We start from the raw sequence: 24640 nt of genomic DNA on the forward strand, positions 1-24640 counted from the left end.
AAATGAGTAAAAATGACTATTGATGCATCCGCTGTCACAAAGAACTTTCTAATGCAAAATTTTCAAGAATTTTACAGGGAATTACTCATTCAAAAAGAAATTGCCCTGCGCACCTTGGAAGATCTTCCCAATATAACATCACCGGAGACTGCTCCGACCGTTGAGGCCTCTCTTTCGAATGAAGAAACGCCCCAAGAAATAAAAATTGAGACCATAACAGATTCAATTCAACATACATTTCGGATAATGTTCGAACGGTTTTCGCTGAATGCTCAAAACCAAGTCGGCGAATTTGCTATTAGCCACTTCCAAGATGCTCTCTATGCCATGGTTGCCCTTTTGGATGAGACTTTTTTATCTTTTTCCTGGGTGGGCAAAGGGCGCTGGGAAAGAAATTTGATGGAAAAGCAAGTTTTCCACACTCAAATTGCTGGCGAATTAGTTTTTCGTAAAATTGATGACTTATTAGCCGGCAATGACCCTGTTCGCAATGATGTGGCGAACATTTACATGATGATTTTATCCCTTGGCTTCAAAGGTAAATATCGCGATGAGGATACTGAGAATCAAATTACTTGGTATCGTCATGAACTCTATAAGATGATTAATCGGCATGCCCCCCTTCTCTTTAGTGTTGGACGCGACTACCTTATTCCCGAGTGTTATCATCATATCATTTCCATGCCTGCGGGAAGGGGTGTCCCGGATGTTCGCAGTTGGGTCACCGCCTTTGCTGCAATTTTGTTTGTATTTATCGTCGTCTCTTCATTCTTATGGTTCAAACTTGTTAAAGACATGGATGATGCCCTAGGACAAATTTTGACTCAAGCACAAAAGTTAGGCTTATCATGAAGACCATTATGGACTTTATTTCAGGATTGAATGCATATCTTCACATTCTGGTGATTGTGAGTTCCATCATAGCCCTTTTATTGATGTTACTGTTTTTGTACTTTACTTCGCGCAAGGTCAAAACTGAAATTGATAAACGTGTGCCGGGGGGAGCGCAGAAAGAAACTGACAACCTACCACCGGCAGAGGATCAAACACCGCCATGGGGTGGTTTGCTCTCTCGCTATTTGACTCTGAAGGGATACTTTAAAGTTGGCGATATCAGCCTTATCTTCCTCAGAGCCTTGGATATGCTGAAGGATCGCCTTGATACAGTCAATTATAAATACTTTTTACCCTGGTATTTGATGATCGGGCCCTCTGGATCGGGTAAAACAAGCCTAATGAACCGCGGTGATTTTGTCTTGCCGCTTGGAAAGCCCACCTTTGATATCAATGAAGATAACCCGGGAATCCGCTGGTGGTTCTTAAATCGAGGTATTGTTATTGATATCCGGGGCGATTTTTTAATTAAGACACGGGGAACGGATGCGGATGAGCGCGGCTGGCAAACCGTCATCAATCTTTTAACTCGCTACCGGCATCGCCGCCCCCTAGATGGGATCATTCTCACGATTCCTGCCCCAGAACTATATGGAAAAAATAAACTATCAGCTGAGGAAATTGGTGATCGGGGGCGCTATATGGCGCAAAAATTAATTGCGGCTCAGAATTATATGGGCTTAAGAATTCCTGTGTATGTCGTCATAACAAAAACAGATATCGTACCCGGTTTCAAAAACTTCTGCAGCAGTATCCCCGCTGATAATCGCCACAATATGATTGGCTGGTCATCTCCCTATACTGTTGGAACGGCTTATTCAAACAGTTGGGTTGCCGAAGCCTTTGGACATATCAAAAATGCGCTGACCCGTCTTAAACTTGAAATTTTGGGTCAAGGAACAGATGAGTTGGCTCGCGATGGCGTCTTCGTCTTCCCGTCCGAGTTGATGCACTTGCAAAAGCCTCTTTCAATTTATATGAACCACATCTTTAAAATAACATCCTATGATGAAGCCTTGATGTTACGCGGAATTTATTTCTGTGGCGATAGTGGCACTCATCTGAATGTGGAGCAGCTTAATACTCTAGGCCAAGACAACGATCAGGATTCCATTATTAATACGCCTATCGGATCCTTAGAAAAGGATAAGGAAGCACAGCCAACTGAAAGCCCCATTTTCTTCTTTAATGACGTCTTAAACGATAAAGTCTTTAAGGAAACAGGGCTTGCCCAACCGATCCGTCAGCGACTGATTTCATCCAATCGAAACTTGAACTATGCCAAAGCGGGCATCATTAGTTTTATCGGAATTGGCACCTATGGAATTCTGAAGACCTATGATAGCTTTAGTCAAAATAGAGACTATTTGCTCCCCGTTTTGGGCAAGATCAACTCTATTTTGTACCAGATTCCCGCTACACGGTTGGATCAAAACCGTGTTACAGCTCAAATGTTTGATGAACAAACGCGCCAACTCTTGGATATGATGGACAATCTGCATAAGGCAGACTTTTTCTCAATTTTCATGCCTTCTTCGTGGTTTAGCCCGATTGATGACAATTTAAAAACGTCTCTCAAAGTATCCTATGATCAGATCGTTTTACGCACTGTTTATATGGATTTATTATTAAAAGCCCGCGATATGTTGACGTTCCGGGTCGGCTCAGAGGATTACACAAAATCTTTAGCAGACATGTTAAAACCCACCCATACCGTTGAATATCAGCTTTTCAAAGGATACGTGCAACGTTTTATCGATCTCAGCAACAATATTGATAAATATAACCGTCTTCAAGATAGCTCGGATCCAGATCTCCTAAAGGATTTGGTACAATACACACTCGGCATTGAATTACCCAAAGAATTCTTGCACAATTACTCAAATTTCCGCCGCGTTCTCAAAGATGTCCCTTATCCAAAAATTGATTTAGCCCCTTATCAAGGAACAGCCAGAGAAACACTCAGCCATCTTTATAGTTACTTCATTGATAGCCTGTTTTCCCCGCGAAACGACCATTCTATCCTTGGGAAATTGAACCTTATTATCACAGACTATGGTCGTCGCGCCAGCGAAGATTTACCCGATCTAAAACCGATACGCGATATTGCACGGGACCTCCATGAAGCCGTCCCTTCCTTAGGAGAACCGGGCAAAACTTGGTTAGACGCCGACTATTTTGATGCTGGTGCTGACTTCGCTGATCTGATGGGACAAATCAGTAGTTTCAGACTATTTGGTTCCGACATGGTTAATATCTTTGCCGCGGAAACCGCAACAGCATTCCGTCAATTTCAGCAAACTCTGACTCACCTTAATACCATGCTGATCCCCCGTAAACCGTTGGATGACCCTAAGAAAGCTTATCCATCGGATGGTCTGCTCAATCTAGAGAAAAGCTTAACGCTTTTATTTAATGAATCCTTTATGGCCGAACCAACCGGTGAAATGTTCGTCTCAAACATACCAGAGACACATGTGGTTTTTTGGAATTCTAAACTGATTGATATGGCCAGTGATGAGGTCAAAGAATACAACCAATTTGCGGAAAAGCATTTTGATGATTTACCTCCTGGCATTCGAGGTACTTTAAAAGAAGTAGCTCGAGCCAATTTACAGAAGATTATTGTGAGCCTGATTGCGAAGGCACAAACGATAACGCCCCGCGCCTTGTCTCAATCAACCATTGCCTCAGCCGAGGAAACTTTACGCAATAAGATAGATGATGTAAAAACCATCGTTCCTAAGTTTATTAAGCTTTTAGAAATCATGAATACTGGCGGTGTTGGAACGGGATATGTTGAGCTAAGGACCCTCTTAGGGACTCTCTCCAGCCGCCTCCTAGAACAAGTTGATCAATTGCTCGAAGGATATGGTTTTTATAAAGTCAAGGATAACAATTTTGCCTGGTGGAATGGGGTCAACTCCCCTATTTTAGAAGGGTATAATGTTAAGGACGATATTGACCTCAATAACTTTTTAGAAAAGCAAAGAACCTTGGTCAATCGCTTGGCCAATGAGTATGCAGCCTTTATGATTCAATTTCTGACGGCTCCTATTATGAAAGAATATTCAGGCCAAGATGACCTCGTGTTCAAATGGAAACGGTTGATTGATGATGTCGATGGATATGAAAAGAAAAAGCCTGGCAATTCCTTACAAGCGTTAGAAGATGCCATTACCAAAGATTTAGTAACCGTTGATCTTTCTAAATGCTTTGTGAAAATCCCGATGAAGGATATCCGACAGGGATCGGGCGACTATTTTTTAAATCGTCGCGAGGATTTAAAGCGTGGCCTTTTGTCTCAATGTGAGATTTTACGCCGCAAACAAAGCCTTGAAAATTATCAACGGCTAGCTCAATACTTTAACGATAACATCCGTGATAAATTCCCCTTCTTGGCAAGTCCAAAGCCTGATTCCCCTGAAGCTGAGCCTGAAGATATTAAGGAATTCTTCCGTCTCTATAAAGAGGCCGGCGATGATCCCAAGAAAATTTATGATCAGGTTTATCAATTGGGGGCAGAAGCTGAGGATTCCTATGCCTTCTTAACAGCGATAGAAAAGCTAAAAGGTTTCTTTGAAACTTTCCTAAAATCCCCTGTCCCCGCTGAAGTGCCAAATTTTGATATTGATGTCGGCTTCCGGGTAAACAGAGAACGCGAACTAAGGGCAAACTTAATTATCGATTGGACCTTAACCCCCAATGAAACGAATGTTATTACCAATCACGATAAATCTAAAGTGGGTAAGTGGAGCTTTGGCAATGAAATTCAGGTAAGTTTCCGTTGGCCTCCCACCGCTCGCATGCAACCATACAAAGACCCCAATCAAGCCAACATGGAAGTCGAAGAAGGGACTGTGACTTTCCGTTACCCTGGCCGCTGGTCTCTCTTTTGGATGATTCGTCAACAGCAAGCTTTGCAAAGCGAGGCAAGCCCTTTGTCTGAACCGGTTCCTTATATCCTAAAATATGAGATCCCCAATGGCCCAGAAGACAAGACGCTCGCGTTTGTTCGCGTAACCATTTTATCACCAGCCAAAGGAAAGAAGTCCGGAAAACCCGTCCGTATTCCTCCCTTCCCCACCTTAGCACCGGATCTGCCGGATTCAATCATACAAAAAGCAGATCAGCCAGTCTTAGTCATGGGTAGCCAAAAACCTGTTGAGCCACAAGTGGAACAGGAAGAGCCAATTCCGCCAACCGCCGATGATCAGCCTACTGATAATGATCAAGCGGCTGCAGCTCCTGCCGCAGCAGCGGATTCAGGCGATGGCAACACGGGCGGTTAAGTCTTCCATAAAAAGGATAACGTCTTAAATTGATTTTATCGCTAACTTTCGACGCTATCCTTATCGCCGACAAGTATCAAAAAATTAAGAGACTTATTTAAAGGAATAGCGGGTCCTCTTAAGTTATCTCACCTTTCCTTTTCGCTGTCCCTATTCTTCCAAAGGGGAAGCATTAGGACGTCATAAATACCTTATTCTCCTTCATCATTCTCTTGGTAATCAAACCAAGAGAGCTATTGAACCTCCCTTAGCACTTCTAAAATGGGAAGAGTAAGAATAAATTGAAATTGGTTATAATAATGGGATCTCCAAATAAAGTTTATTGCTTATCCTTATACGGAAATCATTGACGCCGCTTAACGGCTTTGATATAAATAATTAAAATGAAGATTTGTGCTGCAAAGCACCTGATGGAGAATTAAAATGGCAAAGGCCGCAACAATTGCAATTAAGATGCTAAGCACAGCTGATACTGGCTTCTTCTATGTTGCTAAAAAGAATCCCCGTAAAAAGCCAGAAAAGTTTGAATTTCGTAAGTACGACCCAGTTGTTCGTAAACATGTTTTGTTTAAAGAAACAAAAATTAAATAAACTTGTGTAGAGTTTCTAAAAGCTCCCTTTTGGGGGCTTTTTTAATGCCTTCTGCTTTCTTGTAAAAAAATCTTGCTCCAAATTTGGTTGGGAAAGAGAATTAACGTCTTTTTATAGAGAACTTTTTTCTCGGGCCGTTCTTATCTCCCCTCTTCACGGCCGAAGAGCCGGGAACCCGAGATGATAGGCGATATCCCGGGTAATATTGATTGATGTAGAGGTCAAGCATGGGGGGAGAAAGAGTAACCCCCATGCTTCCAAAACTTCCTCTTTCCGGGCAACCGAAGGGCGATCCGGAAACTATACCTTGAGTTTACGGACAGTGTGGTTTTATCACAGCTATATCTTTCTCCTATGAAGATCCAGGAATGTATTCCGAGTCAAGCCCGGAATGAGGGAGAATACGCCACTATATACTCTTTCCTGGTCGCCCTTCGGTTTTGCCCGGAAAGAAAATTCTCCCTTGCCTCTCTATCCTATTCTGCTGATAAAACTACAAAAGCCTGGGCGTAGGGTGGCTCATCCGTCATTGACAGATGGATCTTACCAACTTTCCCTGCAGGAATATATGCCTCAAAATGCTCTAAAGCCATCCCACTTAAGACGACCTGCGGTGGCGACCAGGGGTCACGGCGTACCTCGATATTATGCCAGGTGACACCTTTAGCAAGACCTGTTCCTAAAGCTTTGATCAAAGCTTCTTTCGCCGCAAACATTTTTGCATAACTTGCAAGGCTGTGTGCTCGGCTGTTAGCACGCTCCTGCTCATGAGCTGTGAAGATACGATTGAGGAATTTTTGTCCGCGTCGCTGGATGACGCCCTCTAGTCGGCGAGAATCCACCAAGTCACTGCCAATTCCAATAATCATAGCCGCTCCACGCTATTCGTAATGGACAAGGTGCGCACACTTGCAATCACAAGATTTAAATGCTCAGCATCTCGAACTTCCACATCAATCATAATATCCCAAAAATCAGGGGTACGATTGGTTACCTTGATGTTAGCAATATTACCGCCCTGCTTAGAAATTGCCGTTGAAAAAGAAGATAAGCTACCTGTTTTATTGAGAAAAGTCGCTTTAAGCCGTCCCACAAATCGATGATTTTCATCGGGTGTCTTACCCCAACTTAAATCTAAAACACGGTTAGGGTCAGAAAAGGCCTTTAAGACATCACAATCGACGGTATGGATTGTGATCCCTTTACCGGTTTTAACAATCCCGGAAATCCGGTCACCGGGCAAGGGGTGACAACATCCCGCATATCGAACAGCCATCCCTGCAATTAATCCTTGAATAGAAACACTATCTCCCTCGGATGTTGCAGAGTGTTTTATTTTCTTTGTCTTTGGTTCAATCGGTTCAACTTTACCAACAGGTCCAGCTATCGTCAGCACCTCCTGGACAGAAATTGTCCCCTCACCGACGCTGGCATAAAGTTCTTCCAAAGCCCCCTGTTTTAGTTGCTCAACCGCTGAGCGTAAAATTTTTTCACCAATATCAAAATGTGCTTGCTTAAAGGCCTTATGCAACATAGACCGGCCCAACTCACTAAACTGCTCTCGTCTTTGTTGGCGAATAAATTTGCGGATGTGAGAACGCGCTTTACCAGTAACCACAAACCGTTCCCAAGTGGGCGACGGATTTTGGGTTTTAGAGGTGATAACTTCAACTTGGTCTCCATTGTTAAGCACAGTGCGAAGCGGCATCAAACGACCATTAATTTTGCTAGCCGTAATATGATTACCTACTTCAGAGTGAACCGCATAGGCAAAATCAACGGGTGTTGCCCCCCCCGGCAATTGAATCAAATCCCCCTTTGGCGTAAAACAGAACACTTGATCCTGGAACATTTCGAGTTTGGTATTTTCTAAAAACTCTTCAGGATTTGATGCTTGGTCGAGAATATCCAATAGGCCGCGTAACCAAGCATATTGACGCCCATCATGGGCGGCCTCTTGCTTATATTCCCAGTGAGATGCAATACCATACTCGGCGATAAGATGCATATCTTTTGTACGAATTTGCACTTCAATCCGGCTGTTAAAAGGTCCGATCAACCCTGTATGCAACGATTGATAACCGTTGGGTTTAGGAGTTGAAATATAATCTTTAAACCGTCCAGGTAACACCAGATAGGCATTGTGAACAGCTCCTAAAGCTTGGTAGACATTCCCAACATCACCAACCACAATACGGAAAGCCATGATATCCGATAATTGTTCAAAGGCAACCCGTTTATGTTGCATCTTTTTCCAAATGGAATAAGGCGTCTTTTGTCGACCATTAACCTCAGCATTTTCTAAATGACCTGCCTTTAAAACCCGTTGAATATCATCAATAATAGCCTCAACAGTATAGTCAGCATTCTCATAAAGGAAACTTAAGCGGCTCTGCACCGACTCACGCGCATCCGGATTCATGACACCAAACGCAATATCCTCTAGTTCATCCTTGAGATATTGCATACCCATACGTTCAGCCAGGGGGGCATAAATTTCAATTGTTTCCCGCGCAACGCGTTTGCGTTTATCGACAGAACTGACGTGATGCAGAGTTCGCATATTATGCAAGCGATCCGCTAACTTCACCAATAACACACGGATATCCGTTGACATGGCCAAGACGAGTTTGCGCAAGTTTTCGGCTTGTTTGGTGTGTTCTGACTGGAGTTCTAATTGTGAAAGTTTGGTGACGCCATCCACCAGACCGGCGATATCCTTACCAAATTGCTCTTCAATATCATCCAGAGTGGCTAAGGTGTCTTCTACCGTATCATGCAGCAAACCTGTGATGACTGTCGACTGATCAAGATTTAGATCAGCAAGTATCTGCGCCACCGCTAAAGGATGGGTATAATAAGGATCACCCGACGCCCGCAACTGCGACCCATGAGCCTTCATACAAAACTCATAAGCATGACGCAGCTTAACTTCCTCTACCTGAAGATTGTTAAGTTTTAATCGATCTAATAATTCTTCGAATTGTCGGTTCATTGATTGGTCTCTTAATGATATCTTTTTTATTTTCTCGCATTTTAAGCCCAAAAGGCAAGTATTCTCACCTAATTTGATGATAAATCAACATTTTCGGGCTTATAATTTATCTTTTCCTATTTCCCCTCTTCCAAAAATCTCTACCTTAACCGTCCTTTAATAAACCTTGCAGTACAATAAAGTGTAATTGAAATTTCTTATAAAAGATGATCCATGGCAGATGTTTTCTTACCTCAGAATCAACACCTTGCTATTCGCACCATTGCGATGCCGCGCGACACCAACCCTGGCGGTGATATATTTGGCGGATGGTTGGTCTCGCAAATGGATCTGGCAGCAGGCACGGTGGCTAGCATTAAGGCAGAAGGGCGCGTTGTTACAGTTGCGATTGACGGTCTAACCTTTCACAAACCCGTTTTCGTTGGCGATGAGGTTTCTTGTTATGCCGAAATTATAAAAATTGGCCGCACATCAACCACCATTAAGGTGGAAGCATGGGTACGACGAAAATTAACCACCACTACGATGAAAGTTACCGAAGGAATATTTACATTCGTAGCCATTGATGGAGACCATACGCCCAGAGCGATTCAAAAAAATTAGCAGGGATTTAAGTCAGGTTAAATAATACCATGCAATTGCAATTTTTTAAAGCCCGGAACATAATATTGTAATTGGCCTAACCTTATTATCAATTGACCTAATCCTTGCAGCTGGCTGGAGTTTATCGAAAAAATCTTTGGTCACCCTCTTCACCAATCAAAATCCATTAGGATTTATCGGACTATTTTCAGTTATTTTTTCTGGCGTATTCTTTTGCATTAAGGGGAGTAAACAGACACCGTTACTGCTAAAATTAGCACAGGCATCGGCTATTACCATTATTGCTATTTCCTTTCTAATTTGCATTCTAACCGCCTTGAATTTCTCTCTTTATACTTATCTTTTCCCTGCCGGAGAATTTTATAGTTATTTTCATAAAACAAAATACCTTCAACACTAGAGTTGCAAAAACCCTTAGAAGGCATTAATCAAACTATTACAAATAATGATAAATTTTCCTTTAGCGAAGAGCGATATATTTGCGCCCATAACAATGGAATACCCTCTCATTGTATTTCATTCATCGGAGAAGAAGAATCAAAAGAAAAAAATGTGAACCCTGATTTATTTGATGCTAACATGCCCCTGGGATCTGTATTACTTAGTACATTTAAACCCGGGACAAAAACAGTTTCGATTGTAGAAGATTTATCTAACTTTGGGCTCCGTTTCCTCATCCGTATCAATGTCTCTGAGATAGAAAGTGTATTACTCAATCGCCTTTATATTGCTTTACCCATTATTATTCTGTTCATTTTCTTCTTTATGTGCATACTGAACTGAATTGGCATATTTTACCCATCTTCCGCCGATCAATTAATGCAGAAAAAGATGCTGTTGAATCAGCACGTATGGTGATGGAAAGTGAATCCAGAATTCGGACAATTATGGATAATATTGGTGAAGGCGTCATCGTTTTTCTAAACAATCGCTGCTATTGCCTTTGAACGCGCTGAAGAATTGCGCAAGGCTCTCAACAAGATTGCCATCAAAAATGCAGGGCATGTTCTGAAGCCCATTACTGTGTCGATTGGTATTGCCACCTATCCGGACCATGCCTCAACAGTAAAGGCCCTGAGTGAATCAGCCGATATAGCCCTTTATCAAGCAAAACACCAGGGTCGAAATCGCACTATTATTTCTGCGGATCGATAGACGAGCGAGTTTTTAATAAAGACACGAAAATTCCCGACAGAATTAAAGAAACCGTTATAATAAGCGAGATCCCGGCAGGAAATTTTTCCGCCTCTAACCACCAGGTAAGAAATGGTTTAGACCCAATAAAGATTAAAACAATCGCCAGAGAATATTTTAAATAGTGGAACCGGTGAATAATGGCGGCCAAAGCAAAGTATAAAGCCCTTAGTCCTAAGACAGCAAAGATATTGCTGGTATAAACGATATAGGGGTCGTGAGTAATCGTAAAGATCGCCGGAATACTGTCCACAGCAAAAACAATATCAGCCAACTCGATCAGAATGAGTGCTAACAGTAATGGCGTGACCCACACCTGCCTTTTAGACGTTGAAGGAACTTCAAGCCGCACAAAAAATTTTTCACCGTGCAGTTTAGGGGTAATCCTTAAGTGTTGGCGCATCCACCGTAAAATTGGATTGGATTCCAAGTCGGGTTCGCTATCTTGGGCGATCAACATTTTTGTCCCAGTAATAATTAAAAAGCCTGCAAAGATAAAGGTAATCCATTCAAATCGTTCAATCAGAGTTGCCCCGAGGGCGATCATAAGGCCGCGCAGTAAAACGACCCCCAGTATTCCCCAAAACAAAACACGATATTGATATTTTTGGGCCACACCAAAGTAGTTAAAAATTAAGGACATGACAAAAATATTATCAAGAGACAGGGTTTTCTCAACCAAATATCCGGTTAAATATTCGCTGGCACTAATTTCCCCCATATAAAACCAAATCCACGCCCCATAGGTCAGGCCCATTGTGATATAAAACAAACTGAGCCAAAGGCTTTCTGATATTTTTATTTCTTTTTGTTTGCGATGCAAGATTCCTAAATCAAAAACCATTAATCCTAAAATTAAAATGATAAAAACTGCCCAAATCCATAGGGGTTTACCCATCCAAATAAATGATAATAGTTCCATCTCAGCCTCAATTATAAACCGCTCATAAACAGACTCGTTAGGTTTCTTTCAAACTTCACAGATGATATTTAAAATAATCCTAATAAAATTTAAGCATAATTTAACCTAAGGCGCACTTAATTAAAAATTTTAGATAAAATCTTTTCAATTAGAATGAATGAACCACCGCTTGTCATCTCGAATCCCTGGCTCAACTGGGAAGAAGAATTTTTTCCGGGCAACCGAAGGGCGACCCGGAAAGATGGCATTTTTTTGCTAAAACACAGAGATCTAATTTTAAGAACTAGCAGCAAGCTAAAAAAGGATAATCCGTATAGCCTTCGGCTCCTGACGCATAAAATGTTGTGGGGTTTGGTTCATTTAAAGATGCATTCAACCTTATACGCTTTGGCAAATCTGGATTTGCAATGAATGATCGACCAAATGCTATGGCATCAGCCTCTCCATTTTCAAGGATTTTCTCACCCTTGTCAGAGGCTATTCCTTCATTAAGTATATAAGCCCCTTTAAAGGCAGCTCTAAGGTTCCCCCCTATACGGTCATCCCCTAAATGCTCGCGCACGCATATAAAAGCAAGCTGGCGTTGGGATAACTGCTCCGCCACATAGGTAAAGGTTGCAAGCTTATTAGAATCCCCCATACTATGGGAGTCTCCTCGTGGCGCCAAATGCATACCAACACGCCCTGCTCCCCATACAGATATGACAGCATCTGCAACCTCCAGCATCAACCGAGCACGATTTTCTATACTACCACCATAATCGTCCTGTCGATGATTTGCACTATCTTGCAAGAATTGATCTAAGAGATAACCGTTGGCGCCATGAATTTCAACCCCATCAAAGCCAGCCTTTTGAGCACTAACAGCACCTTGTCGGAAAGCCTCAATAATTCCGGCTATTTCATCTAACCTCAGCGGCCGTGGAACCACGTAAGGAGTTTTTGGACGCACGAGACTTACATATCCTTGTGGTGCAATGGCGCTGGGAGCTACCGGCAGTTCATTATTCAAATAAAGTGGATGAGAAATACGGCCTACATGCCAAAGTTGCAAGAAAATACGTCCGCCTTGACGATGAACAGCCTTCGTGATTAATTTCCACCCTTCAACTTGATCTTCTGACCAAATACCAGGGGTATCCGGATATCCCACCCCCATAGGCATAACAGATGTTGCCTCAGAAATGATGAGACCGGCTGATGACCGTTGAGCATAATAATCTGCCATCAATTGGTTGGGTATCCGCTCTACTCCACTGGCTCGGCATCGAGTTAAAGGCGCCATAATAACCCGGTTAGGAAGATTAAGCTCGCCAATTGTAATAGGTTGCATGAGTTTCATTATGTCCTCCAGAAATCCCTATCGAAATAATTTATTTAAATAGTTTGCACCACCAAAAATAAAAACTCTATTAAAAAACCCCGCCTTAGGCGGGGTTATTCATTATTAAAAAAGGCTTATCTATCTTCGTCTTCACCGGCGACATCAACGTCGTCGAGATCGGCGTCTAGATCATCTTCGTCATCCAATAAGGTATCGTCTGAATCATCTAATTCAACATCTTGATCCAGAACTTCTTCTTCAATAACCGCCTTAGCAGCTGATTTACGACCCCGACGAGAGGTGGTTAAAATCTCATAAGTTGATCCACATTTTGGACAAACAATCGGAGACTTTTGTAAGTCATAGAAACGAGAGCTACAGCTTTGACATGTACGCTTGGTTCCCCATTCTAATTTTACCACGTAAAACTCCTTTAAAAACACAGAAATACTTGTGATCAGTTTTGACACGCCTTGACGCTTTTTGTCAAAGATAAAAGTAGTTGCATTGGGATTTTTTTATCCTTTAATAATTTTTAATAAAACCAGAACCCAATGGAGTCAAGACGATGGCTATCAAGAACACCCTGATTTCCTATCGCCAAAGCCATCTACGGGGTAAGCTTATTGCCCACCACGATATTCCTGGTGACAAATCAATTTCCCATCGTGCTCTTTATCTATCCGCTTTTGCTGATGGCATCACACAGATCGAAGGCCTAAACACAGGGGAAGATGTAGAACACACCCAACTGGCGCTCGAATCCTTTGGGGTCAAGATTGAAAATCACGGTGAGGGAAAAAAGTTAGTCCATGGACTGGCGGGTAAGGCCTTGATGCAGCCAAAAAACCCTTTGTACCTTGGCAATTCTGGAACAACAGCACGTCTGCTGGGTGGCGTCATTACACCCTTTCCAATTTCTGTGACTTTATATGGTGACGCCTCTCTCTCCCAACGCCCCATGCGTCGGATGATACTTCCTCTCAAAGAAATTGGGGCAAAATTTGAGGCCAACCTCAATGAGACATTACCCTTAACCATCCATGGGACAAAATCGCCTGTGGGAACCCACTATATTATGCCAATACCATCAGCGCAGATTAAGTCATCCCTTCTTTTGGCTGGCCTTAATATTCAAGGTATGACTTCCATCCATGAACCTGTTAAAACCCGCGACCACACGGAACGCATGATGGAATATCTAGGAATTCCTTTACGGATAACAGATCATGAAGGGGGCGGAAAAATTCTATCTCTCACAGGTAAATGCCGTTTTGAGGCAAAACGTATCTCGGTGCCCGCTGATCCTTCTTCTGCTGCTTTCTTTGCCGTGGCGGCTGCGATCACACCTCAATCTGACATTACAATCGAAGGGGTGAATTGGAACCCCTATCGCCGTCGAGTTTTTGAAATTCTGGAAATGATGGGCGCCAAACTTACCGTGCTAAAGCACGCCCACCTTTGTGGGGAAGAAATTGCTGATATTCAGATTGAATCCAACACCTTAAATTCGATCACGCTGGAGGCTCATGAAGCCCCTGCCTTAATAGATGAGTATCCTGCCCTTGCCGTGGCGGCAGCCGCAGCCCGTGGCACATCCGTCTTTCGGGGATTAAGAGAACTTCGGTATAAGGAAAGTAATCGCTTAGAAGGAATTTTCCATAATTTAACCACCTGCGGGATCGAAGTTCGAACTGATGATGATACGTTAATCATTAAAGGAACATCGGGCTTACCCATTTTTGGTGGCGTGACGATCAATGTCTTTAAGGATCATCGAATTGCCATGGCTTTATATATTCTAGGGATGATTGCGCGCAATCCTATTATTATTCAGGGTGCCGATTGTATTTCTTCTAGCTTCCCTAACTTCAGCTCAGTCTTTGAGAATTTGTCTTTCATGCGTGCTGCATAAATCCAGGCTACCCTGCAGAATATAGGTGGCCGCCATTTTATCAACAACTTCAGCCCGGCGTTTTCTTGATAAATCAGCCTCAAGTAAGGTTCGGGTTACGGCCACCGTTGATAACCTTTCATCCCATAAAAATACTGGTACATCCTCTTGTTTCAATAGGAAGCCAATAAAAGACCGCACCACCCCTGCTTGTGGGCCCTCTGTACCATTCATATTCATGGGCAATCCTACAACACAGCAACATGCGTTGTAATCTTTATAAACACTTAAAAGAGCTTTAATATCTGCTGTTAGATTCGCCCGCTTTAAAAGCTTAAGAGGAGACGCAATTAACCAGCTAGCATCACTAACAGCAATTCCCACAGTTTTATTACCAACATCCAGCCCAAGGACGCGCTTACGTTTAAGTTTAAGGGCAAAGAATTCTTCTTTGGAAATGAGGGGCATTCGATAAAAATTCCGCTAACAATTTAACACAGTTTTTACTTTTATATCATATGCTGATCAATATAGCCAAACCCCTATAAATTGATCCAATTGTATGGTGGAATGAGGAATCAATTTATAGGGAGTTGGGTGTGGGAAGAAACACCATTCAGCCTCTTTAGAAATTAAGCTTTTTGAACTTTTAATAAGGTTTATAACGGTTTAGGAATAAATTGCGTAAAAAAGCCGTGCGCAGCTTCTTCAACAGTGCTAAGATTTCACTAAAGTTTTATCAATTTTATAGGAGCAAAACTCGAATGTCAAAATCGCATACAATTTCCTTGATCCAAGGCGATGGCATTGGCCCCGAAGTTACAAATGCAACGCGTCAGATTATTGAGGCGACGGGCGTGAAAATTAACTGGGAGATTTGTGAGGCCGGGGCCCAAGTCTTTAAAAAAGGACTGGCAACAGGTGTTCCTAAAGAAACCATTGATTCTATTACCCGCAATAAAATTGCACTCAAAGGCCCTCTTGAAACACCAGTGGGGCATGGTGAAAAGTCAGCGAATGTTACACTGCGCAAAATGTTTGAAACCTATGGAAATATTCGCCCCATCCGCGAATTTCCTGGCGTTGCAACACCATTTTCTGGCCGCAATGTTGACTTTGTAATTGTTCGTGAAAATGTCGAAGATTTGTATGCAGGGATTGAGCATATGCAAACCCCATCGGTTGCTCAATGCTTAAAGCTCATTTCTCGCCCTGGCTGTGAGAAAATCATTCGCCTTGCTTTTGAATTCGCCCATTCCGAAGGACGCAAGCTCGTCCATTGTGCAACTAAGGCGAATATTATGAAAGCAACCGAAGGCATGATGAAACGCACCTTCGAAGAAATTGCCAAAGAATATCCTGAAATCGAAGCCCAACATATCATCGTGGATAACTGTGCCCACCAATTGGTGAAAATGCCGGAAATTTTTGACGTGATTGTGACAACCAATATGAATGGTGACATCCTCAGCGATCTTGGCTCAGCTCTGATTGGGGGTCTTGGATTTGCGCCTGGTGCCAATATTGGTGACAACTTTGCAATTTTTGAAGCAGTCCACGGCTCAGCTCCTAAATATGCAGGACAAAACAAAATTAATCCAACCGCTGTCCTCTTATCAGGTGTGATGATGCTTCGCCATATTGGTGAATTTGAAGCAGCCGATTTAATTGAGCAAGCTTTGGTTGTCACTCTTGGGATTGATAAGACGTATACGCGCGATGTAATCGGGGATGCCGGGTCTGTTTCAACCACAACCTTTACCAAAGCCATCATTGATAATTTTGGTCGCACCCATCCAGAATGGAAACATCGCGAATACAAACCAATCGATATGCCAAAAATTAAAGATAACCAAAAAGCTATCGAAATTAAATCTCGCAGCGTCGGTGGCATTGACTTGTTTATTGAAACACACAATGACCTGGAGGAAATGGGCAAACGATTGACAGACCTTGCTAGTGCCACCAATATGAAGTTAAAACTAATCTCAAATCGGGGGGTTAAGGTTTATCCAAACGACCATGGAACGAAACCTGATTTGACAGATTGTTTTCGCTGTCGTTTTATTGCTACCGATAGCAACCGCGAGGTAACAGACGATGACATCATGCAATTGGTTTCTTTAGTGAAAAAAGATTACCGTTGGATGCATATTGAAAAACTTAACATTTTTGATGGGGTCGCCGCCTATTCCAAAGCCCACGGCGAAGACTAAATTATTGGCTCTGGCATAGGGGATTTTCCTCTATGCCTTTATTTAAACAAAGGTAAGAGAGATGGTAAATCTTGTCTTAACTTCTCCAACAACGCTCATGTTTGGGACAAAGGAATACCCCTGCGCGACAGGCCTGGGCGGCATTAAAGAAGCAAAGGTTGAAGGCGATAAAGCAACACCTGCGGGCATTTTTGGTCTGCGCTATATTTTTTACCGTCCTGATAAGGTAGAAACAGCGCCCAGCAATCGGCTGAGTTGTCGCCAACTCACCAAAAATGATGGATGGTGTGACGATCCAAAAGACCCCCGGTATAACAATCATATTCGCTTACCCTACCATGCCCGCCATGAAAAATTGTGGCGGGAAGAAGATGATGTTTATGACATTATTGTTGTAACCACTCACAATAGTATGCCTGTTATCCCTAATAATGGCAGCGCTATTTTTTTGCATGTAGCACGAGAAAATTATGTCCCCACCGAGGGATGCATTGCCCTGAGCAAGCCAGATCTTCTGGAGATCCTTAAAGGGGTTGTTCCTTCTACTCAACTTATTGTGCCTAAGCTTTAAGGGTAGTTACGGACTAGCATTTATCACTGAAACTTTCTCTAAATCAAAGAAGGCCGTCCTACTTCTTAACCATTTCCAAGGTCTTCCTTCTAAGTTCTAGTGAGACGTTTCCCCTTCACCTCTTAAAAAGCCTTTTTCAGTAGAAAAAATTAAAATAAATATCATGTTTTTTATAGACTTGATTGTTTATATGTTTCAGTACTAACCTTTCTTTAAGTCTTATTGTGAAAAGCTAAGTTGTAGACAGTTAAATGAAAGGTTAGTGAATCACATGAGTTTTTTATTGACCAAGTATGAGGTAATACCATGAATCTTCTTAGTTGTCTGATCTCTCCTATCTTAATGTTATCCTCGTCCAGCTATGCAATGGAACTCTCTTCGCCTGAAATTCCCTCTACTGTAAAAAAAAGAGGAGCAGAGTCAACCAATCCCCAAAAAATTCAGAAGCATCAAAAAATTGACATACAATCAGAAGAAGAAAACCAATCAGCAAGAGCAATTAACCTAGAGAAAATGAAGAAGCGCTTAGAGTATAAAGCTACGATATTAACAAAGTCTCTCCCTGATCTCATGATAGAGCTTAAAACAATCCAAGACGCTCTTGAAAAAATTGCACGAGAAAAGTACGCTTCTCACCCGGAAAACCTTCCGCGTGCTTCAGAATTAGTAAGTTATGCAAGTGGTATTAGGATCATGGTTAATTCGACTGAGCAATTGCTTCATAAATTAAGATCAAGAAATTATGATAATAAGAATGATTTAGTAAGCGTAAGTATGGCAATCTTAGCCTCCGGAACCTTACCTCCTAAAATTGATGCAATTACGAAGTTTTTAAGCCAATCTGAAGATACACAAGATATTAAGTTTGAGGGTCTTACAACCGCCTATCACGAAATTTACGAAATTACGGAGGACCTTCCAAATCCTGTTCTTTCAAGAAGTCGCAGAAAGTAAAGTTAATTTATAACAAAAGTTAAGGGAATAGAGGAATAATTAAGATGCAAAAGGTTGAAAGCAGGATCAGTCGCCTAGTTTTTTTATTTATAGGCTTTCTAATGGTCCAGCAACTCTTTGCAGCAGGGCCCGTTTGCTTTAATTATGAGATGCATGAACATCAAAATCTTATGCCTGTTGGATTAAATAGGGCTCTTGCCAATTATCCTCATGGCACGATCGTCGCTAGAAATGGCATTATTCCTGCTTTAGGGATAGGAGGAGCCCATTCAGTTGGCATAAGCTTAATGAATGCATTAGGTCCCCTTCCAATGGCGTGGCAACATGCTGTGCCAATACTCGGGGGTGCCTTAACTCTCCAAGAAGCATGCCAAATGGCGATCGACAGAGAAAGCCTTGGAATAAGAGTAGAATTTCAAGAGCCGCTTGCGTTGGCTTTCACGGCAGCAGGGGGCATACCTTTCGCCGCAGGGATACTTGGAATACCGGTTGGGAATTTAATAGCTTATTTGCATAGAGCACTGGGAGGGGGAGGATATCTTACTCCTATAGCTACAGGGATCTATCGATTACGCCATAATTTTCCCCCTCCTAATTATTTATTATTGGCAGGGATGATTCCAGCTATTGCAGATACAGTAATGATCCATTTTCACGATGTTCGGCGTATTAGCAAGAATATTAAAGAATTATCTTATAATTCAATATTAAATCCCGCCATACCGGGGATGCCTCCTTACATTTCTCTTAAAGACATGATTGATGCACAATATGCGGTCCTTGGGTTGCCTATTCCTGATAGTGGTACGACGATATCAGCGGATATGTTACAGCTTGACTAACCCTCATTCCCCATCTCCCGAGAGGAGATAAAATCAATCAGAAAATGGATAATGCTTCTTGCATATTAAAGTATATCTTTTCTATATAAAGGTTAATTTTTAATATAGGAAAGATGGTATTCTATGAAATTATCAAAAGTTATTTTTCTATGTGGGTCTTGTTTATTACTATTAAACCTTACCTTAAGTCAGGCTCAGGATGAAGTAGTTGAACAAGGCAAGGCATCATCGTCGTCAGCGCCGAGGGCGTCAGCCTCACTTACTCCTTTATCGCAAGATGCTGGAGAATTCCTAAAAATTTGGCAAGGTACACCAAGATTTATTAATAATGATGATGAGCAAGATCCCCTAAGAATTTATGAAGACTATATTAATCAAATTATAGAAACAGATAATGTTGAAAATTTTTCTCCGTTGATTTCTCTTTCTCAACCGCTCCTATCTATTGATCTTCTTCAGAATTTCTCTATTGAAGAAAATAAAGAAGCAAGAAGAAACGCTTTTGACGTATTATTGAATGCCTGGCAAGAATTAGTAGATGATCACAATGCCTTTGCCACTTATTTTTTAGGATATCTGTTAGCGGAGCAAACTAACCCAGAAGACTATAGGCGCTACTATCAAAGAATCATAAAAAACTTACTTAACCTGAGTAACGTTTAAGAGATAGAGAAAGAAGTATTAATTTTGGGCTTATTAGTCTTATAAGAGTAAGCGACTAAGGTTGCCATGATATGGACAAAAGCATTGGTGGGTGATCGATGTCTTGAATGCTCAAGATTCATATCAGTTTTCAGAATACCAAAGACTGTCTCAATAATAAACCGTTTACGCAGTAAGAGTTTATCCCTGTAAGACATTAAATAATTCTTCATATTTTTACGGATGCCTGTGATCAAATGGATGCCATTTTGCCAAAGCGTGTGAAAAATATCTTTGCCAATATATCCTTTATCTGTAAAGCATTTACCCTTTAATCCCTTGATCATCCTTATTAAAGTTGCTCGATCATCCGTGTTGCCAGGAGTAAACCTTACAGCCTGGCCCTTATGATTGAGGATTAAGTGAAGCTTGAGGCCGAAAAACCACCCCATCGTTGTTTTTCCTCGCTGCGCTAGCCCCTGAAAGACCTTGTGGTTAAAAATACGCTTATTATGGCAGACTTTAAGATTGGTTGAGTCCGCAAAATACAGACCAGTTTGTTCGCCTGTTAGGTAATACAGCAAAATTGCCAATGGCATAAACACTTGCTTCTTTAAAGCTACAAATCGTTGATAACACGGCAGTTTGCCAAATTTATCGCGATGCTCTACACAAATGCCATATAGATAATAATCCTTGAAGTCTTTATAGGGGCTGAAATGAAAATAGACTTCGATAAATAAGATTTCTTCTAAGCTTAAATATCCTTCACGATGACGATGTTTCAAAGCCGGTAGGAAATGATGCTTAAGGCAAGAGTTATAAAGTTTGCAAAAATCTGCAAGACAAACATATAAGGCTAGGATATCTATCGACATGGCTAGATCCTTTCTTTATTTTCACTTAGAATCTAGCCACTTTTTATCTAAGCTTCATCAGAAAATAGAGCTTATTTTTCTTTTCTTTATGCTTTTCAAATACTTAAATCTTCTTTTATCCATTACTCAGGTTACTTAATGACTCAAGCCAGAAATTGTACGCGCGGACGACAAATTTCTTACTCCAGAATGCCCAATGGGTAAAGAAGGATATCGATAGAAATGAGTTATTAATACGAAGCAATATTATAAAAAACCCCGAGGAAGCCCTTTATCGTTATATAAAAACCCATGCCGTAAAAGGGCAGACTGCATGGGAAGATATTCAGAACCTTAAAAATATTCTAGTCTATAGTCCCCAATATTCTAAAGATTATTTAAAGGGTTACCATGCGCTAGCAGAAAAGCTTAAAAGTGCCCTTATTCTAAGAAAAGAGAGAGAATCTTCTTTTCGCACCGTTGAGTTTTTGGTCGCAAATGTCCTTGGAAGTGCATCCGTTCTAATTACTCAAGGAATAATTAATATTATCAATGATAATCAGAATAAGGCTTTATATGATACGATTGGGGGAATTCAGATTGGCTCTGCCGTTCTAGGTGTGTTCGCCACGCTAACAAGTTATCCTTACATAGTTAATAAATTTTATCAGTATCAAGATTGGGGCTTTAAAGGAAAATTATTACCTTCCTCTTACAGCGATGAGAAAATATCAATTCAATCTCACCTTGTCGTGCTTTTAAGTATTGTATTAAATAATTATAATATAAATTAATTAATTAAGAGTTCATATATAAATAAAGTTAGGAAATTTATATTAAACCATTATGAAGGAGAAAGCACAGCTTTAAGCGGACCTTTAAATGCAAACAATAAGAACCTTTTACACCGCGAGCCTTGAGGAGCAATAATTATGAAAAACAAAAAAAGATATTGATTTTGAGTTTTATAATGGTTTTACCTGCTTTTTTCTCTAAGGCTTATTCTATTGAAGAAATATCACCAGAAAGGGCTCTCTATTGGAAAAAAATTGAAGAGGCTGTAAAACCCTATAAAGTAAATGAATTATTTACCGAACATCATTTGCCACGCAATTTTGCCGAATTTAGGAGGGCCGAAGATGCATGTTCAAAAGCATCAGATCTCCTGGATGCTGGCAAGGGAGAAGAAGCTATCCCCTATCTTATTTATGCTGAAAAGTTTTACATGGCTGATAGTTTACTGCATTTAGCTGAAATAGCTTATGGAAACTATCGGGGAGTTTCTCCCGAAACCCTTTCAGAAATAAAGAAAAAATGTTGTGAAAGATGGCCGACTAAGCAAAAATTCCGTGAACTACGTTACTCTTATGATCAGATGACGCGCACCCATGTTGCTCACTTATATAAAATTCATTCACAATCAAAGGTAGGGAGATTTTTTAGCGATTTAAAAGGTACGCTATTCCCGGTCAAAAGCAAGAGTTCTAAATTCATGGCGGGCATTTCTTATAAAGATGTGGTTATCCCCACAGAAGAGCAAGAGGAAGACTATTTAAGTTCCTTAGAAGAAATGCCAATGCTTCTTCTAGAAGAAAAGAAATTATTGTAAGAAAAGGCTTAGTCTGCCTTCACTCTTAACGGATAGGTTGCCAATTTTGTTGGCAACTTTTTTTCTATCAATTTTCCTTATAAGATTCTTCCAACATTATTTCATTTTTAAAAAACAAACCCACCACAAACAACCGTTTCTTGCAAGAATTATTGTGTTACTGTATACATAAAAGGGACTAATTAGACAGGAAATGAGCGATGTTTGCTATAAAATTAAAAGACGGAAGTGTGCGCGAATTCGAATCTCAAAAGAATGGTCTAGAAATTGCAACCAGTATTTCTACCTCCTTGGCAAAAGATGCTGTTGCCCTCAAGGTTGACGGTGAGATGACCGATTTGACAGCTTCTGTTCCGCATGGCTCAGTGATAGAAATTGTTCGTCGCAATGATCCTGACGCCTTAGAATTGTTGCGCCATGATGCCGCCCACGTTTTAGCTGAGGCCGCAAAAGAGCTTTATCCTGATTTACAAGTAACCATTGGTCCCGCCATTGAAAACGGATTTTACTATGACTTTTACCGGGAAATCCCTTTTACACCAGATGATTTAAGCAAACTCGAAGCGCGCATGCATGAAATTGTTAAGCGCGATGAACCCATCGTTCGGACAGAAATGCCGCGGGAAGAGGCTATTAAATTTTTTGAATCGATTGGTGAAAAGTTTAAAGCAGAAATCATTCGCGATATTCCAGAAGGTCAAATCATTAGTTTTTATCGTCAGGGTGATTTTATTGATTTATGTCGGGGGCCTCACCTCCCCTCCACCGGACGGTTGGGTAAAGCCTTTAAATTGATGTCTGTTGCTGGTTCTTATTGGCGGGGAGATCACCGTAACGAACGATTACAGCGCATTTATGGAACGGCATGGGCTACTGAACAGCAGTTAAAAGATTACCTGATGCAGCTCGAAGAAGCAGAAAAGCGCGACCATCGCCGCTTGGGTAATGAATTAGACCTATTCCACTTACAAGAAGAGGCCCCCGGATCCGTTTTCTGGCATCCAAAAGGCTGGACAGTCTATCTTTTACTGGAAAACTTCATGCGTAAGCGCCTTGAAAAAGGTGATTATGTTGAGGTAAAAACACCGCAAATTTTGGATTCCAGTTTCTGGGGAGCCTCAGGACACTGGGAGAAATTTCGCGAAAACATGTTTGTGGTAGAATCAGAAGAAAAGACGATGGCGGTCAAGCCGATGAGCTGCCCTTGTCACGTGCAAATCTTTAAGCAGGGAATTAAGAGCTATCGGGACCTACCGCTGCGTATGGCAGAATTTGGGGCGTGTCACCGCAATGAACCATCGGGTGCTTTGCATGGAATTATGCGCGTGCGCGCGTTTACTCAAGATGACGGCCATGTTTTCTGTACGCCTGAGCAAATCGTCAGCGAGACCAAATTGTTCTGTGATTCTTTGAAAGAGGTCTACGCTGCTCTTGGATTTAATGATATTCGTATTAAATTTTCTGATCGCCCTGAAAAAAGGGCTGGCGCCGATGAAATTTGGGACCAAGCTGAAGGTGCGCTTAAAGAAGCCGCCATTGCTTCTGGCTTAGACTTCACCTTAAATCCTGGTGAAGGTGCCTTCTATGGGCCAAAATTAGAGTTTGTCTTAAGAGATGCCATTGGTCGGGAATGGCAATGTGGGACATTACAAGCGGACTTTGTGTTACCGGAACGCTTAGATGCTTCTTATATTGCCGAAGATGGCAAAAAGCATCGTCCTGTTATGCTGCACCGTGCTATACTTGGGTCTTTTGAACGATTCATTGGTATTCTGATTGAACATTATGCGGGCAAACTACCGCTGTGGTTGGCACCAGTCCAAGTTTGTGTTGCAACCATTACTTCAGAGGCCGACAGCTATGGACAAAAAGTTGTCGATCAGCTGCAAGCTCAAGGTATCCGTGCAATTCTGGATAGTCGTAATGAAAAGATCAACTATAAAGTTCGGGAACACTCCGTGAAAAAAGTACCGTTGATTTTTGTCGTTGGAAAGCGTGAAGAGGAAGAATCCACTGTTGCTATTCGCCGCCTTGGAACCCAAGATCAACAAGTTTTGCACCTGGCTGAAGCTATCACAATGGTTGTCAAGGAATCCAAAGAACCTTAAGCTTATTGGATGGACAACTTCTGAGGCCCATCCATCATTCCGAGCCCCCCTCAACGGGGCCCGGCCTATAGATCACCGTCTTCCTTGGCCGTAAGGTTGAGACATTATTCACCCCCTTTCTCATTTTTGATA

The 24640-nt window shown here is 41.6% G+C and carries 24 protein-coding genes; 16 read left to right on the top strand and 8 right to left on the bottom strand.

What is annotated here, in order from left to right; genetic code table 11:
* The first annotated feature begins 12 nt into the window (after nt 1-12).
* The 3 genes from ID47_RS11755 (at nt 13) to rpmG (ending at nt 5777) form a co-directional block, all read left to right on the top strand.
* A complete protein-coding gene (locus ID47_RS11755; protein WP_051908674.1) occupies nt 13-852 on the top strand; it encodes a DotU family type IV/VI secretion system protein in 840 nt (279 codons plus the stop codon).
* Nucleotides 849-5186 carry a type VI secretion protein IcmF/TssM N-terminal domain-containing protein gene (locus ID47_RS05660; protein ID WP_038464747.1) on the top strand — a complete coding sequence of 1446 codons (4338 nt, stop codon included), beginning with the start codon at nt 849-851 and terminating at the stop codon, nt 5184-5186. Before ID47_RS11755 ends, ID47_RS05660 begins: the two co-directional genes overlap by 4 nt.
* Nucleotides 5187-5609: 423 nt before the next feature.
* Complete coding sequence (rpmG, locus tag ID47_RS05665; RefSeq protein ID WP_038464749.1) at nt 5610-5777, top strand: 50S ribosomal protein L33; 168 nt, start codon at nt 5610-5612, stop codon at nt 5775-5777.
* A gap of 476 nt (nt 5778-6253) precedes the next feature.
* Here the strand turns inward: rpmG and acpS are convergent, their stop codons facing one another.
* Both acpS and ID47_RS05675 read right to left on the bottom strand, forming a co-directional pair.
* Complete coding sequence (gene acpS / locus ID47_RS05670) at nt 6254-6646, bottom strand: holo-ACP synthase (protein ID WP_038464750.1); 393 nt, start codon at nt 6644-6646, stop codon at nt 6254-6256.
* Nucleotides 6643-8772, bottom strand: a complete 2130-nt coding sequence (locus tag ID47_RS05675; protein ID WP_038464752.1) for a RelA/SpoT family protein — start codon at nt 8770-8772, stop codon at nt 6643-6645. The genes acpS and ID47_RS05675 overlap by 4 nt, the downstream gene beginning before the upstream one ends.
* Nucleotides 8773-8985: 213 nt before the next feature.
* Here ID47_RS05675 and ID47_RS05680 point away from each other — a divergent pair, with 213 nt between their 5' ends.
* On the top strand, nt 8986-9375 hold the full coding sequence (locus tag ID47_RS05680) for an acyl-CoA thioesterase (RefSeq protein ID WP_038464754.1): 390 nt from the start codon (nt 8986-8988) through the stop codon (nt 9373-9375).
* A 156-nt stretch (nt 9376-9531) separates the two neighbouring features.
* Here ID47_RS05680 and ID47_RS12895 read toward each other — a convergent pair whose 3' ends face one another.
* Nucleotides 9532-9681 (bottom strand): hypothetical protein, encoded by a 150-nt coding sequence (locus ID47_RS12895; RefSeq protein ID WP_156956672.1) that lies wholly within the window; start codon nt 9679-9681, stop codon nt 9532-9534.
* Between the two features lie 96 nt (nt 9682-9777).
* Between ID47_RS12895 and ID47_RS13225 the strand changes: the two genes are divergently transcribed.
* From ID47_RS13225 to ID47_RS05690, 3 genes are read left to right on the top strand one after another with little or no spacing between them, the layout of a single operon-like run.
* Complete coding sequence (locus tag ID47_RS13225; protein WP_038464756.1) at nt 9778-10158, top strand: hypothetical protein; 381 nt, start codon at nt 9778-9780, stop codon at nt 10156-10158.
* The gene (locus ID47_RS12900; protein WP_156956673.1) at nt 10143-10322 is read left to right on the top strand and encodes a hypothetical protein; all 180 of its coding nucleotides are present in this window, start codon (nt 10143-10145) and stop codon (nt 10320-10322) included. The genes ID47_RS13225 and ID47_RS12900 overlap by 16 nt, the downstream gene beginning before the upstream one ends.
* A 13-nt stretch (nt 10323-10335) precedes the next feature.
* On the top strand, nt 10336-10530 hold the full coding sequence (locus tag ID47_RS05690) for a diguanylate cyclase (RefSeq protein ID WP_038464758.1): 195 nt from the start codon (nt 10336-10338) through the stop codon (nt 10528-10530).
* Here ID47_RS05690 and ID47_RS05695 read toward each other — a convergent pair.
* The 3 genes from ID47_RS05695 to ID47_RS05705 all read right to left on the bottom strand — a co-directional run bounded on the left by ID47_RS05695 (nt 10511) and on the right by ID47_RS05705 (nt 13237).
* Entirely contained in the window at nt 10511-11491 is a 981-nt protein-coding gene (locus ID47_RS05695) for a TerC family protein (protein ID WP_038464760.1), read from the bottom strand. The genes ID47_RS05690 and ID47_RS05695 overlap by 20 nt on opposite strands.
* Before the next feature lie 283 nt (nt 11492-11774).
* Nucleotides 11775-12833: an alkene reductase gene (locus ID47_RS05700; protein ID WP_038464762.1), complete on the bottom strand. Its 1059-nt coding sequence runs from the start codon at nt 12831-12833 to the stop codon at nt 11775-11777.
* A gap of 116 nt (nt 12834-12949) precedes the next feature.
* Complete coding sequence (locus ID47_RS05705; protein WP_038464764.1) at nt 12950-13237, bottom strand: TIGR02300 family protein; 288 nt, start codon at nt 13235-13237, stop codon at nt 12950-12952.
* Between the two features lie 146 nt (nt 13238-13383).
* Between ID47_RS05705 and aroA the strand changes: the two genes are divergently transcribed.
* On the top strand, nt 13384-14730 hold the full coding sequence (gene aroA, locus ID47_RS05710) for a 3-phosphoshikimate 1-carboxyvinyltransferase (RefSeq protein WP_038464766.1): 1347 nt from the start codon (nt 13384-13386) through the stop codon (nt 14728-14730).
* Here aroA and ruvX read toward each other — a convergent pair.
* Entirely contained in the window at nt 14692-15177 is a 486-nt protein-coding gene (ruvX, locus tag ID47_RS05715) for a Holliday junction resolvase RuvX (protein WP_038464768.1), read from the bottom strand. The two genes, aroA and ruvX, sit on opposite strands and share 39 nt — an antisense overlap.
* A 296-nt stretch (nt 15178-15473) precedes the next feature.
* Here ruvX and ID47_RS05720 point away from each other — a divergent pair, with 296 nt between their 5' ends.
* From ID47_RS05720 to ID47_RS05740, 5 genes are all read left to right on the top strand, one after another.
* Complete coding sequence (locus ID47_RS05720; RefSeq protein WP_038464770.1) at nt 15474-16925, top strand: NADP-dependent isocitrate dehydrogenase; 1452 nt, start codon at nt 15474-15476, stop codon at nt 16923-16925.
* Between the two features lie 61 nt (nt 16926-16986).
* A complete protein-coding gene (locus ID47_RS05725) occupies nt 16987-17496 on the top strand; it encodes a L,D-transpeptidase family protein (protein ID WP_038464772.1) in 510 nt (169 codons plus the stop codon).
* A 306-nt stretch (nt 17497-17802) separates the two neighbouring features.
* Nucleotides 17803-18450: a hypothetical protein gene (locus ID47_RS05730; RefSeq protein ID WP_038464774.1), complete on the top strand. Its 648-nt coding sequence runs from the start codon at nt 17803-17805 to the stop codon at nt 18448-18450.
* Between the two features lie 101 nt (nt 18451-18551).
* Complete coding sequence (locus ID47_RS05735; RefSeq protein WP_156956674.1) at nt 18552-19292, top strand: hypothetical protein; 741 nt, start codon at nt 18552-18554, stop codon at nt 19290-19292.
* 123 nt (nt 19293-19415) lie between these two features.
* Complete coding sequence (locus tag ID47_RS05740) at nt 19416-19955, top strand: hypothetical protein (RefSeq protein ID WP_038464778.1); 540 nt, start codon at nt 19416-19418, stop codon at nt 19953-19955.
* On the opposite strand, the gene ID47_RS05745 is transcribed toward ID47_RS05740, so the two are convergent.
* On the bottom strand, nt 19952-20812 hold the full coding sequence (locus ID47_RS05745; RefSeq protein WP_038464780.1) for an IS982 family transposase: 861 nt from the start codon (nt 20810-20812) through the stop codon (nt 19952-19954). The genes ID47_RS05740 and ID47_RS05745 overlap by 4 nt on opposite strands.
* Before the next feature lie 155 nt (nt 20813-20967).
* On the opposite strand from ID47_RS05745, the gene ID47_RS05750 reads away from it, so the two are divergent.
* The 3 genes from ID47_RS05750 (at nt 20968) to thrS (ending at nt 24508) form a co-directional block, all read left to right on the top strand.
* Complete coding sequence (locus ID47_RS05750; RefSeq protein WP_038464782.1) at nt 20968-21585, top strand: hypothetical protein; 618 nt, start codon at nt 20968-20970, stop codon at nt 21583-21585.
* Between the two features lie 176 nt (nt 21586-21761).
* The gene (locus ID47_RS05755; protein ID WP_038464784.1) at nt 21762-22400 is read left to right on the top strand and encodes a hypothetical protein; all 639 of its coding nucleotides are present in this window, start codon (nt 21762-21764) and stop codon (nt 22398-22400) included.
* A gap of 200 nt (nt 22401-22600) precedes the next feature.
* Nucleotides 22601-24508 (top strand): threonine--tRNA ligase, encoded by a 1908-nt coding sequence (gene thrS / locus ID47_RS05760; protein ID WP_038464786.1) that lies wholly within the window; start codon nt 22601-22603, stop codon nt 24506-24508.
* The last annotated feature ends 132 nt before the right edge of the window (nt 24509-24640 follow it).

This window comes from Candidatus Paracaedibacter acanthamoebae (genome assembly GCF_000742835.1).
Lineage (GTDB): Bacteria > Pseudomonadota > Alphaproteobacteria > Paracaedibacterales > Paracaedibacteraceae > Paracaedibacter > Paracaedibacter acanthamoebae.

Coding starts and splice junctions, on each gene's coding strand:
- ID47_RS11755 (WP_051908674.1), top strand. CDS start 13: ATGACTATTGATGCATCCGCTGTCACAAAGAACTTTCTAATGCAAAAT.
- ID47_RS05660 (WP_038464747.1), top strand. CDS start 849: ATGAAGACCATTATGGACTTTATTTCAGGATTGAATGCATATCTTCAC.
- rpmG (WP_038464749.1), top strand. CDS start 5,610: ATGGCAAAGGCCGCAACAATTGCAATTAAGATGCTAAGCACAGCTGAT.
- acpS (WP_038464750.1), bottom strand. CDS start 6,646: ATGATTATTGGAATTGGCAGTGACTTGGTGGATTCTCGCCGACTAGAG.
- ID47_RS05675 (WP_038464752.1), bottom strand. CDS start 8,772: ATGAACCGACAATTCGAAGAATTATTAGATCGATTAAAACTTAACAAT.
- ID47_RS05680 (WP_038464754.1), top strand. CDS start 8,986: ATGGCAGATGTTTTCTTACCTCAGAATCAACACCTTGCTATTCGCACC.
- ID47_RS12895 (WP_156956672.1), bottom strand. CDS start 9,681: ATGCAAATTAGAAAGGAAATAGCAATAATGGTAATAGCCGATGCCTGT.
- ID47_RS05695 (WP_038464760.1), bottom strand. CDS start 11,491: ATGGAACTATTATCATTTATTTGGATGGGTAAACCCCTATGGATTTGG.
- ID47_RS05700 (WP_038464762.1), bottom strand. CDS start 12,833: ATGAAACTCATGCAACCTATTACAATTGGCGAGCTTAATCTTCCTAAC.
- aroA (WP_038464766.1), top strand. CDS start 13,384: ATGGCTATCAAGAACACCCTGATTTCCTATCGCCAAAGCCATCTACGG.
- ruvX (WP_038464768.1), bottom strand. CDS start 15,177: ATGCCCCTCATTTCCAAAGAAGAATTCTTTGCCCTTAAACTTAAACGT.
- ID47_RS05720 (WP_038464770.1), top strand. CDS start 15,474: ATGTCAAAATCGCATACAATTTCCTTGATCCAAGGCGATGGCATTGGC.
- ID47_RS05725 (WP_038464772.1), top strand. CDS start 16,987: ATGGTAAATCTTGTCTTAACTTCTCCAACAACGCTCATGTTTGGGACA.
- ID47_RS05730 (WP_038464774.1), top strand. CDS start 17,803: ATGAATCTTCTTAGTTGTCTGATCTCTCCTATCTTAATGTTATCCTCG.
- ID47_RS05735 (WP_156956674.1), top strand. CDS start 18,552: ATGGTCCAGCAACTCTTTGCAGCAGGGCCCGTTTGCTTTAATTATGAG.
- ID47_RS05740 (WP_038464778.1), top strand. CDS start 19,416: ATGAAATTATCAAAAGTTATTTTTCTATGTGGGTCTTGTTTATTACTA.
- ID47_RS05745 (WP_038464780.1), bottom strand. CDS start 20,812: ATGTCGATAGATATCCTAGCCTTATATGTTTGTCTTGCAGATTTTTGC.
- ID47_RS05755 (WP_038464784.1), top strand. CDS start 21,762: ATGGTTTTACCTGCTTTTTTCTCTAAGGCTTATTCTATTGAAGAAATA.
- thrS (WP_038464786.1), top strand. CDS start 22,601: ATGTTTGCTATAAAATTAAAAGACGGAAGTGTGCGCGAATTCGAATCT.